Below are 16,972 nucleotides of genomic sequence, written 5' to 3' on the forward strand. Positions count from 1 at the left end.
GCGCGCCCTCGATGTCCTTTGGGTCGGCGCATTTTACTTGGTGGATTCTGAGCATAGTTACATTAACCAGTGCAGCCATGGATATTTCGGAGTGAACCGGATGATCGTGCTGGCCAGAACCTGGGAACAGGCCAGAGTTGCCAGGTAGACAACCAGGTGAACCTGCGGGAACATGAGCAGCAACAGGCGGGCAAAAAGGATATGGCTGACATAAATAAGGGTAGATTCCCGCCGCATCGTCGTGTACATCGGCTGATTGGGAATACGGATCTGCAAAAGCATGTTCATCAAAAAGTACAGACTTGGAATCAGCGATAAGAACATGCAGCTTTTATCGGTCAATACGCCAAGAGCAGAGTACAGGGTTACTTCCAGTATCAGGCAGATAAAAGAAATCGCAAAGCCGAGCGCACAGGATTTCAGATTTGGACGGCGCAATTTGGCTGCGGCAGCCCCAATGCAGATAAAGATCGGGGCAAAGAAAATGCCGTCTCGCGCCGTGACCAGCGTTTTGCAAAAAAAGCCATACACAACATACACCCCAGGCAGCGATTCCCAGATCGGGGCATAAACATTAATCAGATAGCCCGCCAGGTATAATACCAGGGAAACTTCCAGCGCATAGACCATGCCCTTTTGCCGATACAGGCTCCAGACAATCACCATCCCCAGCATCAGGGCCGGTAAAAACCACAGGTGATAATACGAACCATTCAAAAAGAAATCTCGAATCCAGCCAAGCAGGCTCATAAACGAGAAGCCGGCTTCTGAATAGTTCCAGATCGTATAGGGCAGATAAATGACGGTCCACACCAGATACAGAATTCCGATGCGTTTCAGCCAGGCCATCACCAGCTTTTTGCCCTCTGTCGCCTGATTTTTTGTATGGTGAATTTTGCGAAACAGAAAGAAGCTGCTGCACACAAAGAAAAACGGTACAGCCAGCCGGCAGACAGTCGCGATAAAAAATAAGTTGAAGGACGGTGAAATGTCCTCAAATGGAAACGTATGGATGGCCACCACAAGCATGGCGCCAATATATTTAGCGATATCAACCGCTGGGTATTGTCGTAGTTTAGCCAAAATAAACCTCCTCATCTGGGGATGTATTCCTGTTATGAATTTTTATGAATGTAAGTTTGCAGCCACTGACCCAGGGTTTGATCCAGAACGCTCTTTCTGGGGGCTGGCTGCCTGCTTTTATGGCCTGCTTTTATGGCCTGCGATTTTTGTCGGGTAGTTCTTTTCTTAGAGCATCCTCTTTTCAGAGGTTTCTTCTGTCGGGGCTTCTTCCCTGGTCTTTTCTCTTTTCTAAGAGTTTTTCTCTTTTCTGGATTTCTCCTCTTGATTTCTCTTCTTATTGTAAAACATCAGGCCCAATTTAAAGACTTACAGCGAACCGATCGTCAACAGTTCTTCCCTTCCCTCTGCCAAACCGTAAAAAAACTGCCGCATTCTGACTGTGCGGCAGTCAAAGGATCATTTTGATTTTTCCAGGTTCAAAAAACAAGCTCAGTCTTTGGCCACGCGGCTCAGGCGCCTGGAAAGGGTGCTGAGCGTTTCGTTGTTGATGGTATGGGCAGCGCGGCTGATCGAATCGATGGTCATCACGTTCTGGCCATCAACACCAACGATCGTGGCAATATCGCCTTCTTCAATGTCATCAAAGCCGGTGACATCGGCCATGCACTGGTCCATACAGATATTACCAACTAACGGAACCTTGTGGCCGCGAATGGAAATCATCAGATTCTGGTTGGAAATCAGGCGCGGCAGACCATCCGCATAGCCAATCATCAGCGAGGCAATGCGGCGCGCCCCCTGACAATGGTAGTGGCGGCCATAGGAAACAGTCGCTCCATCAGGAACCGTCTTGACCATGGCTACTTTGGTTTTCAAAGACAGAATCGGGATAAAATCAGGGGTCGAAGCAATCGGAACCTGATCATCACTGGTCACCCCCATGTACAAAAGACCAGGCCGGCAATAGTCCATGCCAAGATCTTTGTAGTTGAGAATGCCATACGAATTCTGAATATGGCGCACGCCTGGATCAATATCATCTTCTTTGAGGCGTTCAAGCACTTCCTTAAACAGCCGGACCTGATTGCGGGTGAATTCCCGGCTGTCAAAGCCTAAATCATCGCTGACGGGAAAGTGCGAGAAGATCCCCTGCACATCCAGGCCGTCGAGTTCATAAACGGCACGGATCTGGTCATAGCGGCGGGCGCCCTCCTGATAGACGATACCCACCCGGTTCATGCCGGTATCCACTTTGACATGGCCTTTGGCTTTCGTGTTGCAAGCTTTGGCATAGTCAGAAAGTTTCTGCGCATACTCCAGCGAAACCAGTGTCTGAATAAAGTCACCGGCCAGCAGTTCATCAAAAGCAGCCGGCGGGGTGGCACCTAAAATCAGAATCGGCTGGTCAAAGCCGGCCTTTCGCAGTTCCTGCGCTTCGGACAGGCAGGCCACCGCAAAGAAGTCGACTCCGGCTTTGGCAAGCTCATGCGCACATTCAATGGCTCCATGGCCATATGCATCGGCTTTGAGAATGCCAAGAATCTTGGTATTGCCCACCAGCTTGCGCACTTCCTCCACGTTATGGCCAATCGCCTGATAATCAATTTCAGTCCAGGCTCTTAATTTTGCAGTATCCGTCATAACAAATTAAATGTTGATTTCTTTTTCCATGGCCAGATCGACGAGCTGATCAATCAGATCCGCAAATTCGATGCCGGCTTCTTTCATCATGGTTGGATAGCGGCTGGTCGAAGTCAGGCCTGGAATCGTATTGACTTCGTTGAGCACAATCCGGCCATCCGAGCAGACAAACATGTCCACACGGGCCATATCCCGACAGCACAGCGTCCGATACGCGGCCTTGGCAAGTTCTTTGGCTTGGGCGGCTTTCTGGGAAGAAATACGAGCCGGGCAGTAAATGGCGGAACCAACCAGCTCGTATTTGCCTTCAAAGTCGAAGACTTTTCCTTCCAGTTCGATTTCATCCGGTTCGCCGACCGTCAGATGTTCATCTCCCATAACCGCGCATCCGATTTCAAAGCCATCGATGGCTTCTTCAACCAGGACTTTGCCCCGGCCATCATATTTGAAGGCGTCTTGAATGGCCGATTCAAATTCAGAGCGGTCGGCTACATAGTGAACGCCATAGCTGCTGCCGGCATTGCAAGGTTTGACAAACCAGGGCAGTGGAATCTGACGTTCGATTTCTTCAAACGTCGGGTTGTCGCCATGGGCATACAGGCAGATATATTTGGCAGCGGGAATGTGGTTGAGCTCAAAGAGGCGGTGCATGACTTCTTTATCCATGCAGATTGCAGACCCCAGCACATCACAGCCAACGATTGGCAGATCCAGAATATTCATCATGCCCTGGATGGAGCCATCTTCCCCGTTTTTGCCATGGAGGATTGGAAAGATGCAGTCCATTTCGATCAATTTCTGTTCTTCTATTTCAAAGATTCCTTTATGAACCCAGGCAATTGGCTTGGCATGCGCCTGCCAATGGTCGTGTTCAATATCCTCAATATTTCCTTCATAGTGGTAAAAGCCGCCATCCATCGAAATCCCGATCATGGTGATCTCATAGCGGTCTTGGTGAACGGAACGTAAGAATGATCCGGCAGAATGAAGTGAAACACTGTACTCAGAACTCTGGCCGCCAAAAATGACGCCAAGACGAATTTTATTCATTGCTTTCTCCTTCTAAACAGCCGTTTACAATGGTATCCATCGCCATTGCCCGGCTGCCTTTGACCAGAATTGCTGCATTTTCAAGCGCATAAGGCTTGAGGGCAGCCAACAGGTCTTCTTTCGTTTCAAAATGCTGCTTTGTCCCTTCAAAGGCAGCAGACGTTTCTTTGCTTAAAGGTCCCCAGGTAAACAGGACATCCACCCCGGCATCATGGGCATACTGGCCAATGGCGGCATGAATGGCCTTTTCTTCAGGACCAAGATCGAGCATATCACTCAGAACAGCAATATGCACATTTGCGGGGATTTCCATCAAGGTAGAAATGGCACTTCGAGCAGCTTCTGGGTTAGATTTGTAGGTATCGTCCAGAATGCAGCTGTTTTTCCAGACTTTCAGATCGCCGCGCATCGGGGTTAAAGCGGCATGCGCCAGCGCATCCTGCCAGTTTTTTTGGGGCACCCCACCGGCTTTTGCCGCCAGCAGCGCACCGGTGGCGTTATAGGCCTGCACCGTATTGGCAGAGGGAATCTGGAACGGGTCTGAATCAAGGGCTTTCAGTTCGAAAGACAGCCCTTTGCGGGTCACTTTCAGATTTTCTGGGTCATACTCGGTCTTTTCGCCATAGGGAATCAGCGTCCAGGAAGGATCCAGGCTCAGTTCACTGAGCGCCTGGCGGATTTCCTGGCCATCGTTGTGATAGATCAAAGATCCATCCGGTTTGAGTGAAGTGGTGATTTCACACTTGGCTCTGGCAATATTGGTTTTGGAGCCAAGATTTTCCATGTGGGCCGAGCCAATGGAGGTAATCAAAGCCAGATCGAGCGGGGCGATCGAACAAAGGTAAGCGATCTCTCCCCGGTTTTCCATGCCCATTTCCAGAATGAGCACCTTCGTATCAGCGTCCATTTCAAAAACCGTCAACGGCAGGCCAATTTCATTGTTGTGATTGCCCTGGGTTTTATAGGTTTTGGCAAGGCTGGAAAAAAGAGCGGCCACAAAGTCTTTTGTGGAGGTCTTGCCGTTGCTTCCTGTGATCCCAATCGTATACGGACAAACTTTAGCCAGCCATGCTTTGGCAAGACGGCCCATCGCCAGGATCGAATCTTCCACCACAATGGCTGGAACCCCTTCGGGGACGGGCAGGTGGTCTTTTTGCCAGAGCATGACGTGCGCACCATTTTTCATGACCTGATCGGCAAACTGATGGCCATCGACTCTGGCCCCGGCAATGGGAACAAACAACATGCCCGGTTCAATTTTTCTTGAATCCGTCGACACGCCGCAAAATTCGGTATTTAAATCGGCATGGACAAGCTGGCCGCCCATTGCGTCGGCAGCGTCCGCCAGTTTCATCGTAATCATACTTAAACCTCTTTCGAATTATATCAATCAAAAAAGCAAGTACAAAACTTCCTGAAGACTCAAATCCCCTGTAAGTTCTTTCATCAGCCGCCACTCACTGCTCCAATCCCCCTTGCCAACGTCCGTTTGTTTTTCATTTTGGGATAAGCAATGGGAAAAATTGTGACAAACTCGCCACTTTCGAGGCTTTTTTGGAGTTAACCAGTCAGATTTTCGGGTTTTTTCTGCTTTTTTATGGCGTCTTCTTCCACACATGCTATAATTCGTACCAGCAAGGCGTTCCTGCTTTGCTGGTGCGGATCCCTGATCACGCACCGTCAAATCCCCTTAATATGAAAAGTCAGGCCTCCCCTTAGCCTGGCTTTTCGTTTATTCTGGTAAAAGACAAGGCTTTTTTGCCCGGAAAGGATACCAATTCTTACGATGGACTGCATTTTCTGTAAAATCGCCAATGGCGAAATCCCAAGTACTACCCTGTACGAAGACGATGATCTTCGCGTGATTTTCGATATCAACCCGACCAGCGCTGGTCATGCGCTCATTTTGCCCAAAGAACACGCCGCAAGCCTGCTTGAATATCCAGCAGAAAAATTAGGCCATATTTTTGAAATCGCTCAGAAAGTGGGCAAATCCATGGAAAAAGGACTTCATGCCGATGGCGTAAATATTCTGGCTAACTGTCGGCCAGCCGCCGGGCAGAGTGTAGATCACTTCCATGTGCACGTCATTCCCCGCTATGCAAACCAGCCTGAAAAAGATGCGCTGGTCATTGAAACCCACGAAATTCCAAAACCTGACCTCGATGCCCTGGCCAAAGCCATCCAGGAAAATCTCTGATCCAGGACAGCCCAAAAAAAGCCGGACCCCATTGCGGTCCCGGCTTTTTTCATAGCCTGGCAGCATCCAGGCCAAGCTCATTTTCTTTTGGTTCCCTGGTAATGCTCTGGCTTCTGATGTTTTTCTGGCTTCTGGCGATTCTCTGACTTCTGGATTTCTCTTCCAATTTCAAATGGTCTGGTTTGATTGCTGAATTCTGAATCCTGGCATAAAACTCAATAGGATGCTCTATTGTTTTTTTGGATACAGCTGATCGAGAATTTCAAGAACACCATCTTCGTCATTCGAAGCGCAGAGGAATCTGGCAGTCTGTTTCACTCTGTCGTCGGCATTGGCCATCGCATAGCTCTGTCCACAGTATTGCAGCATTTCGATATCGTTTCCGCTGTCTCCAAAAGCAGCCAGATCTTGGGGATCGATCTGCCAGCGTTTGCACAGTCTTTCCAGGCCGGAAGCTTTATGGCAGCCTGGAATGATCAGGTCAATGCAGCCATGGCCGCTTGCGGTCGGTTCAACAAGTCCCTCCAGATTCTGGCAAAGCAGCGTATAAAATTCCATGGTGCGTTCTTCAGGAACTTCCAGCGCAAATTTAAGGATCTGGTCATCAACAGCTTTCAGATCATCAACCCAGGCCAGACGGTGATAATACAGGGAGGCAACGTCAAAAAACGCCTGACTGACTGTACCTTTTTGGCAATAGGCCGAGTTCACGCCGCACAGGATGGTATTGATTTGTGGATATTTCCGACACAGGTCAATGACCTGCTCAACGGTTGAATGAGGCATGTCAGCCGCAAAAATCCTCTCTTTTCCATCTTTGACAAACGCACCATTTTCCGCAATAAAGGCAATCTCATCCTCAATATCCAAAAAGAAATCTTGCAGCTGATAATACTGGTTGCCGCTGGCGACCACAAATTTCGCATTTTGCTCTTTCATTCTTTTAAGAATTCCAACAAAGCGATCTTGATTATACGTATTATCGCTGCGCAAAAAGGTGCCATCCATATCCACGGCCACAAGCCGCGGCGATTTGGGTCTGTTCTCCATTTGTTTTTTCTCTCCTTTTGCTTTTGTACACTCAGCTGCCAATTGATGCAGCTTTTCTTCCATTTCATTCTAAAGAAATTTTCATCCATCCAACAGCCGCTTCTTCAGTTTTGATCCCCTCAGTTTTAATCCCTCTGTCTTTTTGATGCCTCTGTCTTTAGGAAAGGCAGGAAGAAAAACACTCTGGCTAATCCACAATGCTTTTTTGGGAGACTTGCTTAAGGTAGTGCATCATTGCGCGGTTTTCCGGGTTTTCGGGATGTTCCAGGATTTCCGCTGCGTCTTTTTCGCAGCAGTCCATCATCGCCAGATCTTTGCCGGCATCACCCAGAATGAACGCGGGAATGCCAGATTGTCGGGTGCCGAGTAAATCTCCCGGCCCGCGCAGCTGCAGATCATAAGCCGCCAGATCAAAGCCGTTATCGAGCGTTTCCATCTTTTTCAGGCGGTCGATGGATTGGGCATTGCGGGTATTGGAAAGCAGATAGCATTCTCCCTGCACCGGACCCCTGGCACACCGGCCGCGCAGCTGATGCAAAGCCGAAAGACCAAATCGATGGGCATCATAGATGACCATCATCGTCGCGTTGGCCACATCAATGCCCACTTCAATCACAGTCGTGGAAACCAGGATCTGCGTTTCATTGCGCTTAAAACGGTCCATGATTTCCTCTTTCTGCTCCGGCTTCATGCGGCCATGAAGCAGATCAATGGAAATCTGCCTGCCTAAAACGGATTGCATCCCTTCATAAATCGACGTGGCCGCCGTAATGCCCTCATCCGGATTTTCATCAATCGCCGGACAGACGACATACACCTGCCGGCCTTCTTTCAAAATCCCCTCTAAAATCCGCCCCAGAACCGGCTTCATACTCGAAGAGCGATAATAACGGGTGATCACCGGTTTACGGCCGGGCGGCATTGTGCGGATGGCGGACAGGTCAATATCGCCATACAGAAAATGAGCGGCAGTTCTTGGAATCGGGGTCGCACTCATCAGCAGCACGTCGACCTGATGGCCCTTTTCAATCAAAGCTCTTCGCTGCAAGACACCAAAGCGGTGCTGCTCATCGGCAATGACCAATCCCAGCTCAGCGTATTCCACCCCTTCCTGAAAAAGCGAGTGGGTTCCGACAATCAGATCAATCTTTCCTTCCTGGAGTTCTTTGCGAATTTTGCGCTTCTCGGCCGCCTTTAAGGATGAACAATAAAGGGTTGCTTCAATGCCGAGTTTCTGCAAAGAGAGTACGTGCTGGCGGGCCAGAATTTCAGTTGGCGCAAGCAGAGCCGCTTGTTTGCCAGAAAGCTTGCAGGCATACAGGGCCATGGCGGCCACCATCGTCTTGCCGCATCCCACTTCCCCCTGCAAAAGCCGGTACATCGCCTGATCAGAGCGCAGATCCTGGAGAATCTGCTGAATGCTCGAAGCCTGATCCTGGGTGAGCGTATAGGGCAGCTCGGCAATCTTCTGATCGATCAGACTCTGATCAAACTGCTTTGGTGTTTTTTCAATGCGCACTGACTGCATCAGTCTTGCGCAATGGAAGCAAAGAAACTCTTCATATTTTAAAGAGCGCACCCCTTGATATAACTGGGTTTCATTCATCGGCTGATGAACGGCTTTTAAGGCTTCAGCCTGGGAAAGGAGTTTGTACCTTGCCCGCAGGCTGGCTGGAATGCGATCAGGCAGATCGTCGACATGCTTGAGCGCTTTGTCCATGATTTTGAGCATCATGTCGCGCCGGGTTTTAAGCGGCAGCGAGTAATTGGGATAGAGCACCTGGCCGGGTTCAATCACTTTGGCCGTACTTGTCCAGCTGGCGCTGACCATGTCTGGTCGATGATAGGTGCCGCATACAGTAAAGGGCTTATCCACCGCGATCTGCGGCGAATAGCCATACGAGAAAATGGAAACGGTCAGCTGTTGATCCCACGCATAGACCACAACTTTCGTCACCATCCGATTGTGCGCAATGCGTACAGCCCGGCTTGAGCGGATCACAGTCCCTTCAAACAGAACCTCATCCCCGTCTTCCCATTGAAAATAGGGACGGATCGGCGTATAGCGCAGCGGATAGGTATGAAGCAGCTGGCTGAGGGTATCAATTTTTCGCCCGGCCAGAAACTGACTTTGTGAAGGCGTCAGTTTGAGGGGCTTAAGCTCCTGGGGACTTTTACGTTCAGCCATAGACACTCTCCTTTCTTCAGTTCAGCTTTCTCTTGTTTCAGCTTTCTTCTCATTTTCCCCTATCTCTGATCGTTTTGCCATTGGCAATTGGACCCGCACTTTCATTTCGCAGCCATGAAAATGAATCCCTGTGAAAAGCCATAAGAATCAAAGGAAAACCATGAACACGACATGAACACACGAATGGAAAAGACGAATAGAAAAGCGCCAGGAATTTCTTCCACGGCGCTTGAAGGTCTTCCAGAAGGATCAGCTCATCGTCTGGAAACTGGTGAATTTTTTTCGATCGGCTTGTTGTAGTGGTACTCATTCCACATCTGCTGACCAGCCTCACCAATAGCGGCGATCAGATTGCATTCCAGAAACACCATCAATAAGGATTCCAGAATGCCAAGCATCGTCAGCTCCCAGGTTCCAGCCGCCCCCTGGGAGAGAAGCAGGATCATTTCAAAGTAAATCGTCGGCTCTTTGAGATACATCAGAGTAGTAAAAATCGATGGCGCATCAAAACCACCGCCGCTGTACAACGGGCCGCCCATGAAATTATCCCAGGCGTACATCAAGACAAACAACATCAGCCACAAATTCAGGATGTACCAGAACCTGCCTTTCCAGGCCAGCCGGACAAATTTAACCTGCTCACCAAACGAGTCAATACCATCATAAATCGCCCGAAAAAACAGGACCAGCGTCGGCAGGGCAAACAACAGACAGAACGTTCCCAGAATGGCTCCGACAATCAGCCAGACCACATGGTTTCCCTGCAGGGATAAAGGCGAGATGACCACGGTAGTGAACACGGCCATAAACAGGCACAATCCAAAGACTTCAGCCGTCCGTTTTAAAGCTAAAGTTTTTCGCTTTTTGCCCCAGATCAGGGTGGAGACAAAATACAGTCCCAGCCCAAACACCGCCAGAAGCAGCGTGCGGGTGATGTCATTCCATGGAGCAGGCAGATCCAGCAGCATCAGGGTTCCAAACCCATAGATCAGAGAAAACAGAAACAGGTAGATCATCGGCCGCAGCAGACTGGTAAACCGGAACGGATTTTTTAAAGGTTTCATATTTTTCAGCATCCGATCACGTCATTGTCTCTTTTTAGAAGAAGCAAATGGCGTGATATAGACATCTCCTGTCGAAATTGTATAAGAATGCGGCTTGTTTTTTGATGTTTCCCCGTTATTTCCGGTCATATTGTTCACTTCAGGATTGGTTTTTATCCGGTGATGATCGTTCCCCTGCTTTCGGGGAGGAGTCGGGCTGGCCCCAATGGGCTTTTGAACTGGACCTGGCTTTGGCATTTCCTGTGTTTTTTGAGATACACTTTCTTTTCCAGCCTCTGACTGCCAAAACGGACTGTGTCCCTGCTTCAAAAGCGGTTTGCCGGCACTGATCCAGATGCCCTGTGAATTGGCGATATGGCCAATTCCATCAGCCCTGTAAAAATCTACGGAATCGATCAGCAAAGAATCCAGATAAGCCGCCATGAGCCGAAGCGCGTTTTCTCTGCCCTGGGCCTGGCGTTCGAGCACATTGAACCGGCCAAGAATGATTCCACAAAGCGAGTCCAGAGCCCCAATCTGGGCAAGATGCGCACTCATCGATCGAAATGCATTCCAGTTGGCACTCGACGATTCCAGCAGCAGATATCCATCCGAAAGATCCGGGAAGCCATCTGTTCCGGCCAGCTTTAAAAAGCAGCGGATGTTGCCGCCAAAAATCCGGCCATGGCGGGGCATCGGATTAGCCTGATTCATCGGCTCAATGGTTGTCGGCATCTTGCGGGTTTTGAACAGCGAAATGGTCTGGCCAAAGTCGGTCTGATTCCAGATAGGAAAAAGCATGGCCTTTTTATGGGCTCTGGCGGCGAGCGCATTGACGATGCAGGTCCCATCACTGAAAGCGGCATAGTAGGTCGATCCACTCTGGTAAGCTTCATAATCCAGATACGGCAGCACCAGATTGGCAAGATTTCCGCCGGAAACATCGACAATCCAGCTGTAACGCCCACTGCGCAGCGCCTTATTAAAATCGTCGGCTTTTGTGGGAGCAGGCAGATCTTTTTCAAGCAGCGGGGAAAGTTCAAGGACAATTCCCTGTTTTTCAAATTCCGGTTTCAGTTTTTCATAGCGGCTTCGATCCGTAATCGGATCCGAAAGGGCGCACAGATAGACACGCTCACTCATGAGGAAACTCCTCCATTCTCTGTTTTCTTCTCATGCTTTTATTCCTGTATTCTTGTAGTCTTGTACTTCTATTTAGTCTTGTACTTCTATTTAGTCTTGTACTTCTATTTAGTCTTGTACTTCTATTTCTGGCCTTTTAATATGCAGTCTTTGATCTTTTGATGATCCGCCTTTTTTTGGCAGTCTTTATGATTGGTCGGTTTGTTTTACAGCTGCCTGGCGGATCCGATTTCTGGAATCTGCAATCCAGTTTTCTTCAGACTTCATTTTCCAAATCCAGTCAGTTCTTATCTGACCACTCTTGAAGTCTTCCCGCTACAATAATACAAGGAAGACAAGGATTCTTGTCGATTGGAGGAAAACCAATGGCTAAAACATTTACAATCACCATGGACAATGGTGACGTCATCAAGGGCGAACTGTATCCTGACAAAGCGCCCAAAACAGTTGAAAACTTCGAGAAACTCGCCAATGAAGGCTTCTATGACGGACTCAATTTCCACCGTGTCATTCCTGGCTTCATGATCCAGGGCGGCGACCCGGCCGGTAATGGAACCGGCGGTCCTGGTTACAGCATTCCTGGCGAATTCAAGGCCAACGGCTTTGCCCAGAACGATCTCAAACATACCCGCGGCGTTCTGTCCATGGCCAGAGCGCAGGATCCAGACTCGGCCGGCAGCCAGTTCTTCATCATGCACGCTGATTCTCCATGGCTCGATGGCCAGTATGCAGCATTTGGCAAAGTCACTTCCGGCATGGAAGGTGTTGATCATGTGGCCAGCGTGAAAACCGATTTTCGTGATATGCCAAAAGAACCACAGGTCATCAAATCTGTCCGCGTAGAAGGATAAATCCTTCTTCATTAATCTTTTTACAAGATTTCGTCTGTACCGCAGGCTGGTAAAAATCCAGTTATCCACTGGCTGACCAGGCTGGAATCTTCGACTGCTTTGAAACACCAGAAACTCTGCTCTTCATTAAAAGGCAGAGTTTTTTCTTTGTCTGTCCGCCTTTCAATGCCTTTTCCAGGCTGCCTTCTGCTTTGATATTGTCTTATTCGATTGCCCAGGCAGAATCGCATTGAGGAATTCAGGATGACTCTTGCAAGTGACTCCGGTTAGGGCGGTGGGTTCTCGAACTTTTGGGCTGGAAATTAGGTGAAAAATATGCTAGTGTTAAATTACAAAGGAAGGAAAAATACCAATGAAGAGTTTTAAGACACTGTCAGCCTATTTACTTACATTCGCATTCCTTCTCTCAGCTTGCAGCAGCGAAACTGATCCCTCTTCGCAAACATCGTCCGCTGTTCAGAACACCGAAAGGAAAGGATATGTGTTTACCGGAGAAACGGATTTTGGTGTTGAACCAGATAGCACAGATCCAGACTTGCAATCGCTGGTTCAGATTACTGATCCATCTCTAAAAGCAGTATTAAATTACGATCAGGCCAAAACGATGGAAATTCAGCAAGCAGAACTACAAATTATTGATTCAAAGGATCAGGTGATTGATTCAGAAACGATCAATGTCTGGATCCGTTCAACTCAAAATCCAGAAATAGAGCTGACTTCACCAAATGAACCTGTCCTGACAACCGATTTTTCCATTCAAAACTACGTCCACGCCACTCTGTTTAAAGGCGGGCAGCCTGTTTCTCTGGACTGGATTTCTTCCCAGGATCTGGTTGAAGGAAAACCAGGTTATGTTCTTTACGATCTGAGCACTGGCGAACCTTTCAATCCAGGAACCCCCTGGCTGGATGGCGATTACCAGTTTTCAGTCATCGTCAGTGATGGCTTTGGACTCAGTGTTCTGGCTGGCCCTTTGACTTTCACACTTGCCGGATAATTCGTCAGCCGTGAAAACCAATGATTAACGAAAACACCAGACAAGCTTTCTTTGAGCCAATCTCCAATCCCATCATGGTCGGATGAGCATTTAGTTTAGCTGTCATTTTGGCTTCATTTCTATCGAGCCTCAATCGTTCATCAAAATCAGATACTGGCCAAAAACACCTCTAACAAGCCTGTTTTTGGCCATTTTAATTTTCACCAGACCGATCAGTACCAATTGTTCTTTGCTCCTGTATCCTGTAGCTGCCCAACAAGAGGAAGCCTCCATTTCTTTCGAATACCACCTCACCTATCGGAGTTTCCTAATCCCAATCGAAAAGAAAACAGGCTTGAAGTCCGGAAAGAGTCTCCAGATTTCAGGCCTGTTTTGTTCGCAATACTCAGTTTGTCAATCAGAAACGGCAGCTGACCTGGCCACCAGTGGCAGTTTATTGAGATACTTTGACCAGCGTACCTGCCAGAGCTGGTAAAGCAAAAACTCCTGGCCAGCCCCAACGGCAAGGACAATCAGGTTCAGGGTCCAGCTTAAGCGGTACAGGAAGAATATATTGGGCAACAATAAAATGCCGCCAATGGCCATGAGCACAGAAAAGCTTAAAACCAGCAGCCGCAAAAAAGAAAGCGGCCGGCAGATCATATACAGGACACCCAGCGCATTGAGCGCTGCCAGCAGAGTGCACATGGTCTGGTATTGTTCCATACTGACATCAACCGAACCATACTGCACGATACAATACAAAACCGAAATGCCGCATGAAATCGCCAGGGCGCCCGGAATGGCCCGGGAGAGCACGCTGACCAGAAAACTGCCTTTCGGGCGGGAAATATCATTTTCAAAAGTCAGGATAAAGGCTGGAATTCCGGTACCAATCGCGGAGACAAAGGTCAGCTGAATCGGAACAAACGGGTAGGCCTGCATCCAGATGACGGTCAGAACGGTCAGCAGGAAGCTGAAAATGGTTTTCACCAAAAATAAGGAAGCCGTTCGCTGGATATTATTGATGACACAGCGTCCCTCGGCGACAATCTGCGGCACCACCGCAAACTGATCCTGCAATAAAACCAGGGAGGCAACGGCCATGGCGGCCTGCGCTCCTGAACCCATCGCAATGGAGCAGTCTGCCTGTTTTAAAGCCATAACATCATTGACGCCATCCCCCGTCATCCCCACGGTATGGCCCTGTTGCTGGAGGGCTTTGACCATTAACATTTTCTGGGTGGGCGAAACCCGGCCAAAAATTGAATTGTGCGCGACGACTTCTCCAATCTGGTCGTCGGCTACTTTGGACATGTCGACTGCATGGCCATCGACACCGGCTTTCTTGGCAATGGCGGCCACAGTCGTGACCATATCACCGGAAATAATTTTCAGATCGACATCCTGTGATTTGAAGTAATCCAGGATTTCTTTTGCGTTTGGACGAATTTCATCTTCAATCAGAATCAGGCCGCAAAGGGTATAATTGCCTTTTGCCAGTTTTTCAATGGGGCCGGTTTTGGCCAGAACCAGGACCCGTAATCCCTGGGCAGCATATTGTTCAATCTGCGCCAGAACTTTGGGGTCTGTCTTTTCAAAAATAAAGGAATACGCCCCCACAATCAGAGTTGTATCACCAAATACTGCCCCTGAAGATTTCCACGTCGAAGAAAACGGAAACCGGACGTTTGATTTTTCTGTGGGAGTCAATGGATAGAGCGATCGTCTGATCGCCTGGGCGGTCATGTTGTCATCCTCCAAAGAGCCAAACAGATTGGCCAGAGCCTGCTTCATCTGCGCTTCTGACTGGCCATCAAGCGGAAGATACTGGACTACATTCATCTTGCCGCTGGTAATGGTGCCCGTTTTGTCCAGACAAAGCGTATCCACCCGGGCCAGGTTTTCAATGCAATAGAGTTCATGAATCAGCACGGCTTTGCGCGCCATTTTCACTGCGGCTGCAGCCAGAGCGGTCGAAGTCAGGATGATCAACCCTTCTGGAATCATGCCCACCATCGATGCCGTTGTGTTCAGCAGTGCTGTATTGAGCTCAACCCCGGAGTAAAAAAACAGTTTACAAAACAATAAAATGCCGGCTGGGAAAAGAATAATCGTGCAGAATTTGATAATGGAATTTAAAACATCCCGCAGCTGACTGGGATATTCCTTTTCCCGTCGGGCTTCTTTAATGATGGTGGCCATATATTGCGCGCTGCCCACATCAACAGCCTGCATCAGACAGGTGCCAGACACAACAAAGCAGCCGCCATATAAACTGCCGCCTTCAATGCGGTCAAGCGCATCGGATTCACCGGTCAGCGGTGATTCATTGACCTGGCATTCTCCGAAACGAATCACCCCATCACAGGGAATCTGAAGCCCGGCATTCAGCCGCAGGATATCGCCCTGGGCAATGTCCTCACTTTCGATTGCCTGCCATTTGCCATCGCGCAGCACCTGGTATTTCTGGGCATGGAGCAAGGCCAGCTTATTCAGGATCCGGCGGGAATGAATTTTCTGGTACAGGCCAATCACCGTGTTAGACAGAACAATAATCATAAACAACAGGTTGCGATAACTGCCTGTATAGAGAACAATGGCGGCCAGAATGTAGTTGACGATATTAAAAAACGAGAAAAACTCCTCAAAAGCCAGCTGGCCGATGGTTTTTTGAGGATTGGAATCAATTTGGTTTTTGGGCGCCTGCCTGACCTGCTCTAAAGTCAGGCCGGTTTTCAGACTGGTAGGCGCTAAGAGTTCTAGAGGTTTCATGTCCTTCATTGTAAAGCCTTGATGTAAAGCCAAAGTAAAACGAAGCTTATGATTTCCTTAAGATCATGTCACAATTTTCTCTTTGAACTGGTCAGGCGCCTGTCAAAACAAATCAAAAAGCCGATGTCTGTTCTGTTACTTCAAGCAGGCATCGGCTTTATCACCAAAGCAGATCAGTGGCTGGGCTTGTTTTTCTTTAGCCGAAGCCGGCTGGTCGATCAAAGATCGATATCTGACTCTGACTCTTCTGGCTTCGGACTTCCGACTTCAGGCTTCTTCCTTTACTTCGGTGAGTCGTTCGAGATCCTGGGGGGTAGTCACTTTAAAGTTCGCCAGTTCGCCAGGGACACAATACGATTTTTTCCGTTTAAACAGCTCAACAGCCATCGCATCATCGCTCACCAAAACTCCCTCTTCAATAGCCCGTCTTAATGCCTCTTTGACTAACACGGTTTTAAAAGCCTGCGGGGTCTGGACCGCGCGCAGATGGTCACGCATCGGTGTGCAAACAAAGAAGCCTTTGTCATCAATTTCTTTGATGGTATCCACGACTTCCACGCCCGGAACAACAGCTTCATAGTCCACGACGGCTTTTTTGAGGCGCTCAATCAGCTGGATACTGGCAAATGGTCTGGCACCATCATGAATGAGCACATAAGGCTCCTTTGTACAGTTCAGCCCATTAAAAACAGAATTCTGTCGGGTCTTGCCCCCGATCGTAAACAGGGTTTTGGAATTGGCAAAGCGGGCTTTAAAATCAGCCAGCTCCTCACGGGCACACACCACGACAATCTGGGTGCAGTCCGGATCGGACTCAAAAAGGTCCAGGCTTTTCTGTAAAATCGGCTGGCCCTGGTAAGGAAACAGGACTTTGTTATAGGAAAGATGACTGCGGCATCCTTTGCCCGCAGCCAGGACAATAGCGGTATAGTTCATGGTTTCAGTATAGGTCCACTCAACAAAAAAGCGGCTTTCAGACTTCAGCTTGTCCAAAAAGCCGCTGGTTTGTCGCAGTCAGTAAAATCCGGAAAT

At 48.8% G+C, this 16,972-nt stretch carries 14 protein-coding genes; 4 read left to right on the top strand and 10 right to left on the bottom strand.

Annotated features, from left to right (window positions below; translation table 11 throughout):
* Positions 1 to 57: 57 nt before the first annotated feature.
* Positions 58 to 1,083, bottom strand: a complete 1,026-nt coding sequence (locus U4956_RS05185; protein ID WP_323089483.1) for an acyltransferase — start codon at positions 1,081 to 1,083, stop codon at positions 58 to 60.
* A 34-nt stretch (positions 1,084 to 1,117) separates the two neighbouring features.
* On the opposite strand from U4956_RS05185, the gene U4956_RS05190 reads away from it, so the two are divergent.
* Entirely contained in the window at positions 1,118 to 1,240 is a 123-nt protein-coding gene (locus U4956_RS05190) for a hypothetical protein (RefSeq protein ID WP_323089484.1), read from the top strand.
* 272 nt (positions 1,241 to 1,512) lie between these two features.
* Here U4956_RS05190 and alr read toward each other — a convergent pair whose 3' ends face one another.
* From alr to U4956_RS05205, 3 genes are read right to left on the bottom strand one after another with little or no spacing between them, the layout of a single operon-like run.
* Positions 1,513 to 2,664 carry an alanine racemase gene (alr, locus tag U4956_RS05195; RefSeq protein WP_323089485.1) on the bottom strand — a complete coding sequence of 384 codons (1,152 nt, stop codon included), beginning with the start codon at positions 2,662 to 2,664 and terminating at the stop codon, positions 1,513 to 1,515.
* Between the two features lie 6 nt (positions 2,665 to 2,670).
* Positions 2,671 to 3,714: a D-alanine--D-alanine ligase family protein gene (locus U4956_RS05200; protein ID WP_323089486.1), complete on the bottom strand. Its 1,044-nt coding sequence runs from the start codon at positions 3,712 to 3,714 to the stop codon at positions 2,671 to 2,673.
* Positions 3,707 to 5,077: a UDP-N-acetylmuramoyl-tripeptide--D-alanyl-D-alanine ligase gene (locus U4956_RS05205; protein ID WP_323089487.1), complete on the bottom strand. Its 1,371-nt coding sequence runs from the start codon at positions 5,075 to 5,077 to the stop codon at positions 3,707 to 3,709. Before U4956_RS05205 ends, U4956_RS05200 begins: the two co-directional genes overlap by 8 nt.
* A gap of 423 nt (positions 5,078 to 5,500) precedes the next feature.
* On the opposite strand from U4956_RS05205, the gene U4956_RS05210 reads away from it, so the two are divergent.
* On the top strand, positions 5,501 to 5,914 hold the full coding sequence (locus U4956_RS05210; RefSeq protein ID WP_323089489.1) for an HIT family protein: 414 nt from the start codon (positions 5,501 to 5,503) through the stop codon (positions 5,912 to 5,914).
* 228 nt (positions 5,915 to 6,142) lie between these two features.
* Here U4956_RS05210 and U4956_RS05215 read toward each other — a convergent pair whose 3' ends face one another.
* The 4 genes from U4956_RS05215 to U4956_RS05230 form a co-directional block, all read right to left on the bottom strand.
* Entirely contained in the window at positions 6,143 to 6,964 is an 822-nt protein-coding gene (locus U4956_RS05215) for a Cof-type HAD-IIB family hydrolase (RefSeq protein ID WP_323089490.1), read from the bottom strand.
* A 187-nt stretch (positions 6,965 to 7,151) separates the two neighbouring features.
* Complete coding sequence (locus U4956_RS05220; protein ID WP_323089491.1) at positions 7,152 to 9,152, bottom strand: ATP-dependent DNA helicase RecG; 2,001 nt, start codon at positions 9,150 to 9,152, stop codon at positions 7,152 to 7,154.
* A 254-nt stretch (positions 9,153 to 9,406) separates the two neighbouring features.
* Positions 9,407 to 10,216, bottom strand: coding sequence for a hypothetical protein (locus U4956_RS05225; protein WP_323089492.1), 810 nt, complete (start codon positions 10,214 to 10,216; stop codon positions 9,407 to 9,409).
* 21 nt (positions 10,217 to 10,237) lie between these two features.
* The gene (locus U4956_RS05230; protein WP_323089493.1) at positions 10,238 to 11,338 is read right to left on the bottom strand and encodes an LD-carboxypeptidase; all 1,101 of its coding nucleotides are present in this window, start codon (positions 11,336 to 11,338) and stop codon (positions 10,238 to 10,240) included.
* 365 nt (positions 11,339 to 11,703) lie between these two features.
* Between U4956_RS05230 and U4956_RS05235 the strand changes: the two genes are divergently transcribed.
* Together U4956_RS05235 and U4956_RS05240 are read left to right on the top strand one after the other, a co-directional pair.
* The gene (locus tag U4956_RS05235; RefSeq protein ID WP_323089494.1) at positions 11,704 to 12,189 is read left to right on the top strand and encodes a peptidylprolyl isomerase; all 486 of its coding nucleotides are present in this window, start codon (positions 11,704 to 11,706) and stop codon (positions 12,187 to 12,189) included.
* Between the two features lie 481 nt (positions 12,190 to 12,670).
* Positions 12,671 to 13,186 (top strand): hypothetical protein, encoded by a 516-nt coding sequence (locus U4956_RS05240; RefSeq protein ID WP_323089495.1) that lies wholly within the window; start codon positions 12,671 to 12,673, stop codon positions 13,184 to 13,186.
* Between the two features lie 393 nt (positions 13,187 to 13,579).
* On the opposite strand, the gene U4956_RS05245 is transcribed toward U4956_RS05240, so the two are convergent.
* Together U4956_RS05245 and ispD are read right to left on the bottom strand one after the other, a co-directional pair.
* Positions 13,580 to 15,940: an HAD-IC family P-type ATPase gene (locus U4956_RS05245; RefSeq protein ID WP_323089496.1), complete on the bottom strand. Its 2,361-nt coding sequence runs from the start codon at positions 15,938 to 15,940 to the stop codon at positions 13,580 to 13,582.
* A 267-nt stretch (positions 15,941 to 16,207) separates the two neighbouring features.
* Complete coding sequence (gene ispD / locus U4956_RS05250; RefSeq protein ID WP_323089497.1) at positions 16,208 to 16,933, bottom strand: 2-C-methyl-D-erythritol 4-phosphate cytidylyltransferase; 726 nt, start codon at positions 16,931 to 16,933, stop codon at positions 16,208 to 16,210.
* Between the last annotated feature and the right edge of the window lie 39 nt (positions 16,934 to 16,972).

Origin of the sequence: Allobaculum sp. JKK-2023 (assembly GCF_034745455.1) — a bacterium.
Classification (GTDB): domain Bacteria; phylum Bacillota_I; class Bacilli_A; order Erysipelotrichales; family Erysipelotrichaceae; genus Allobaculum.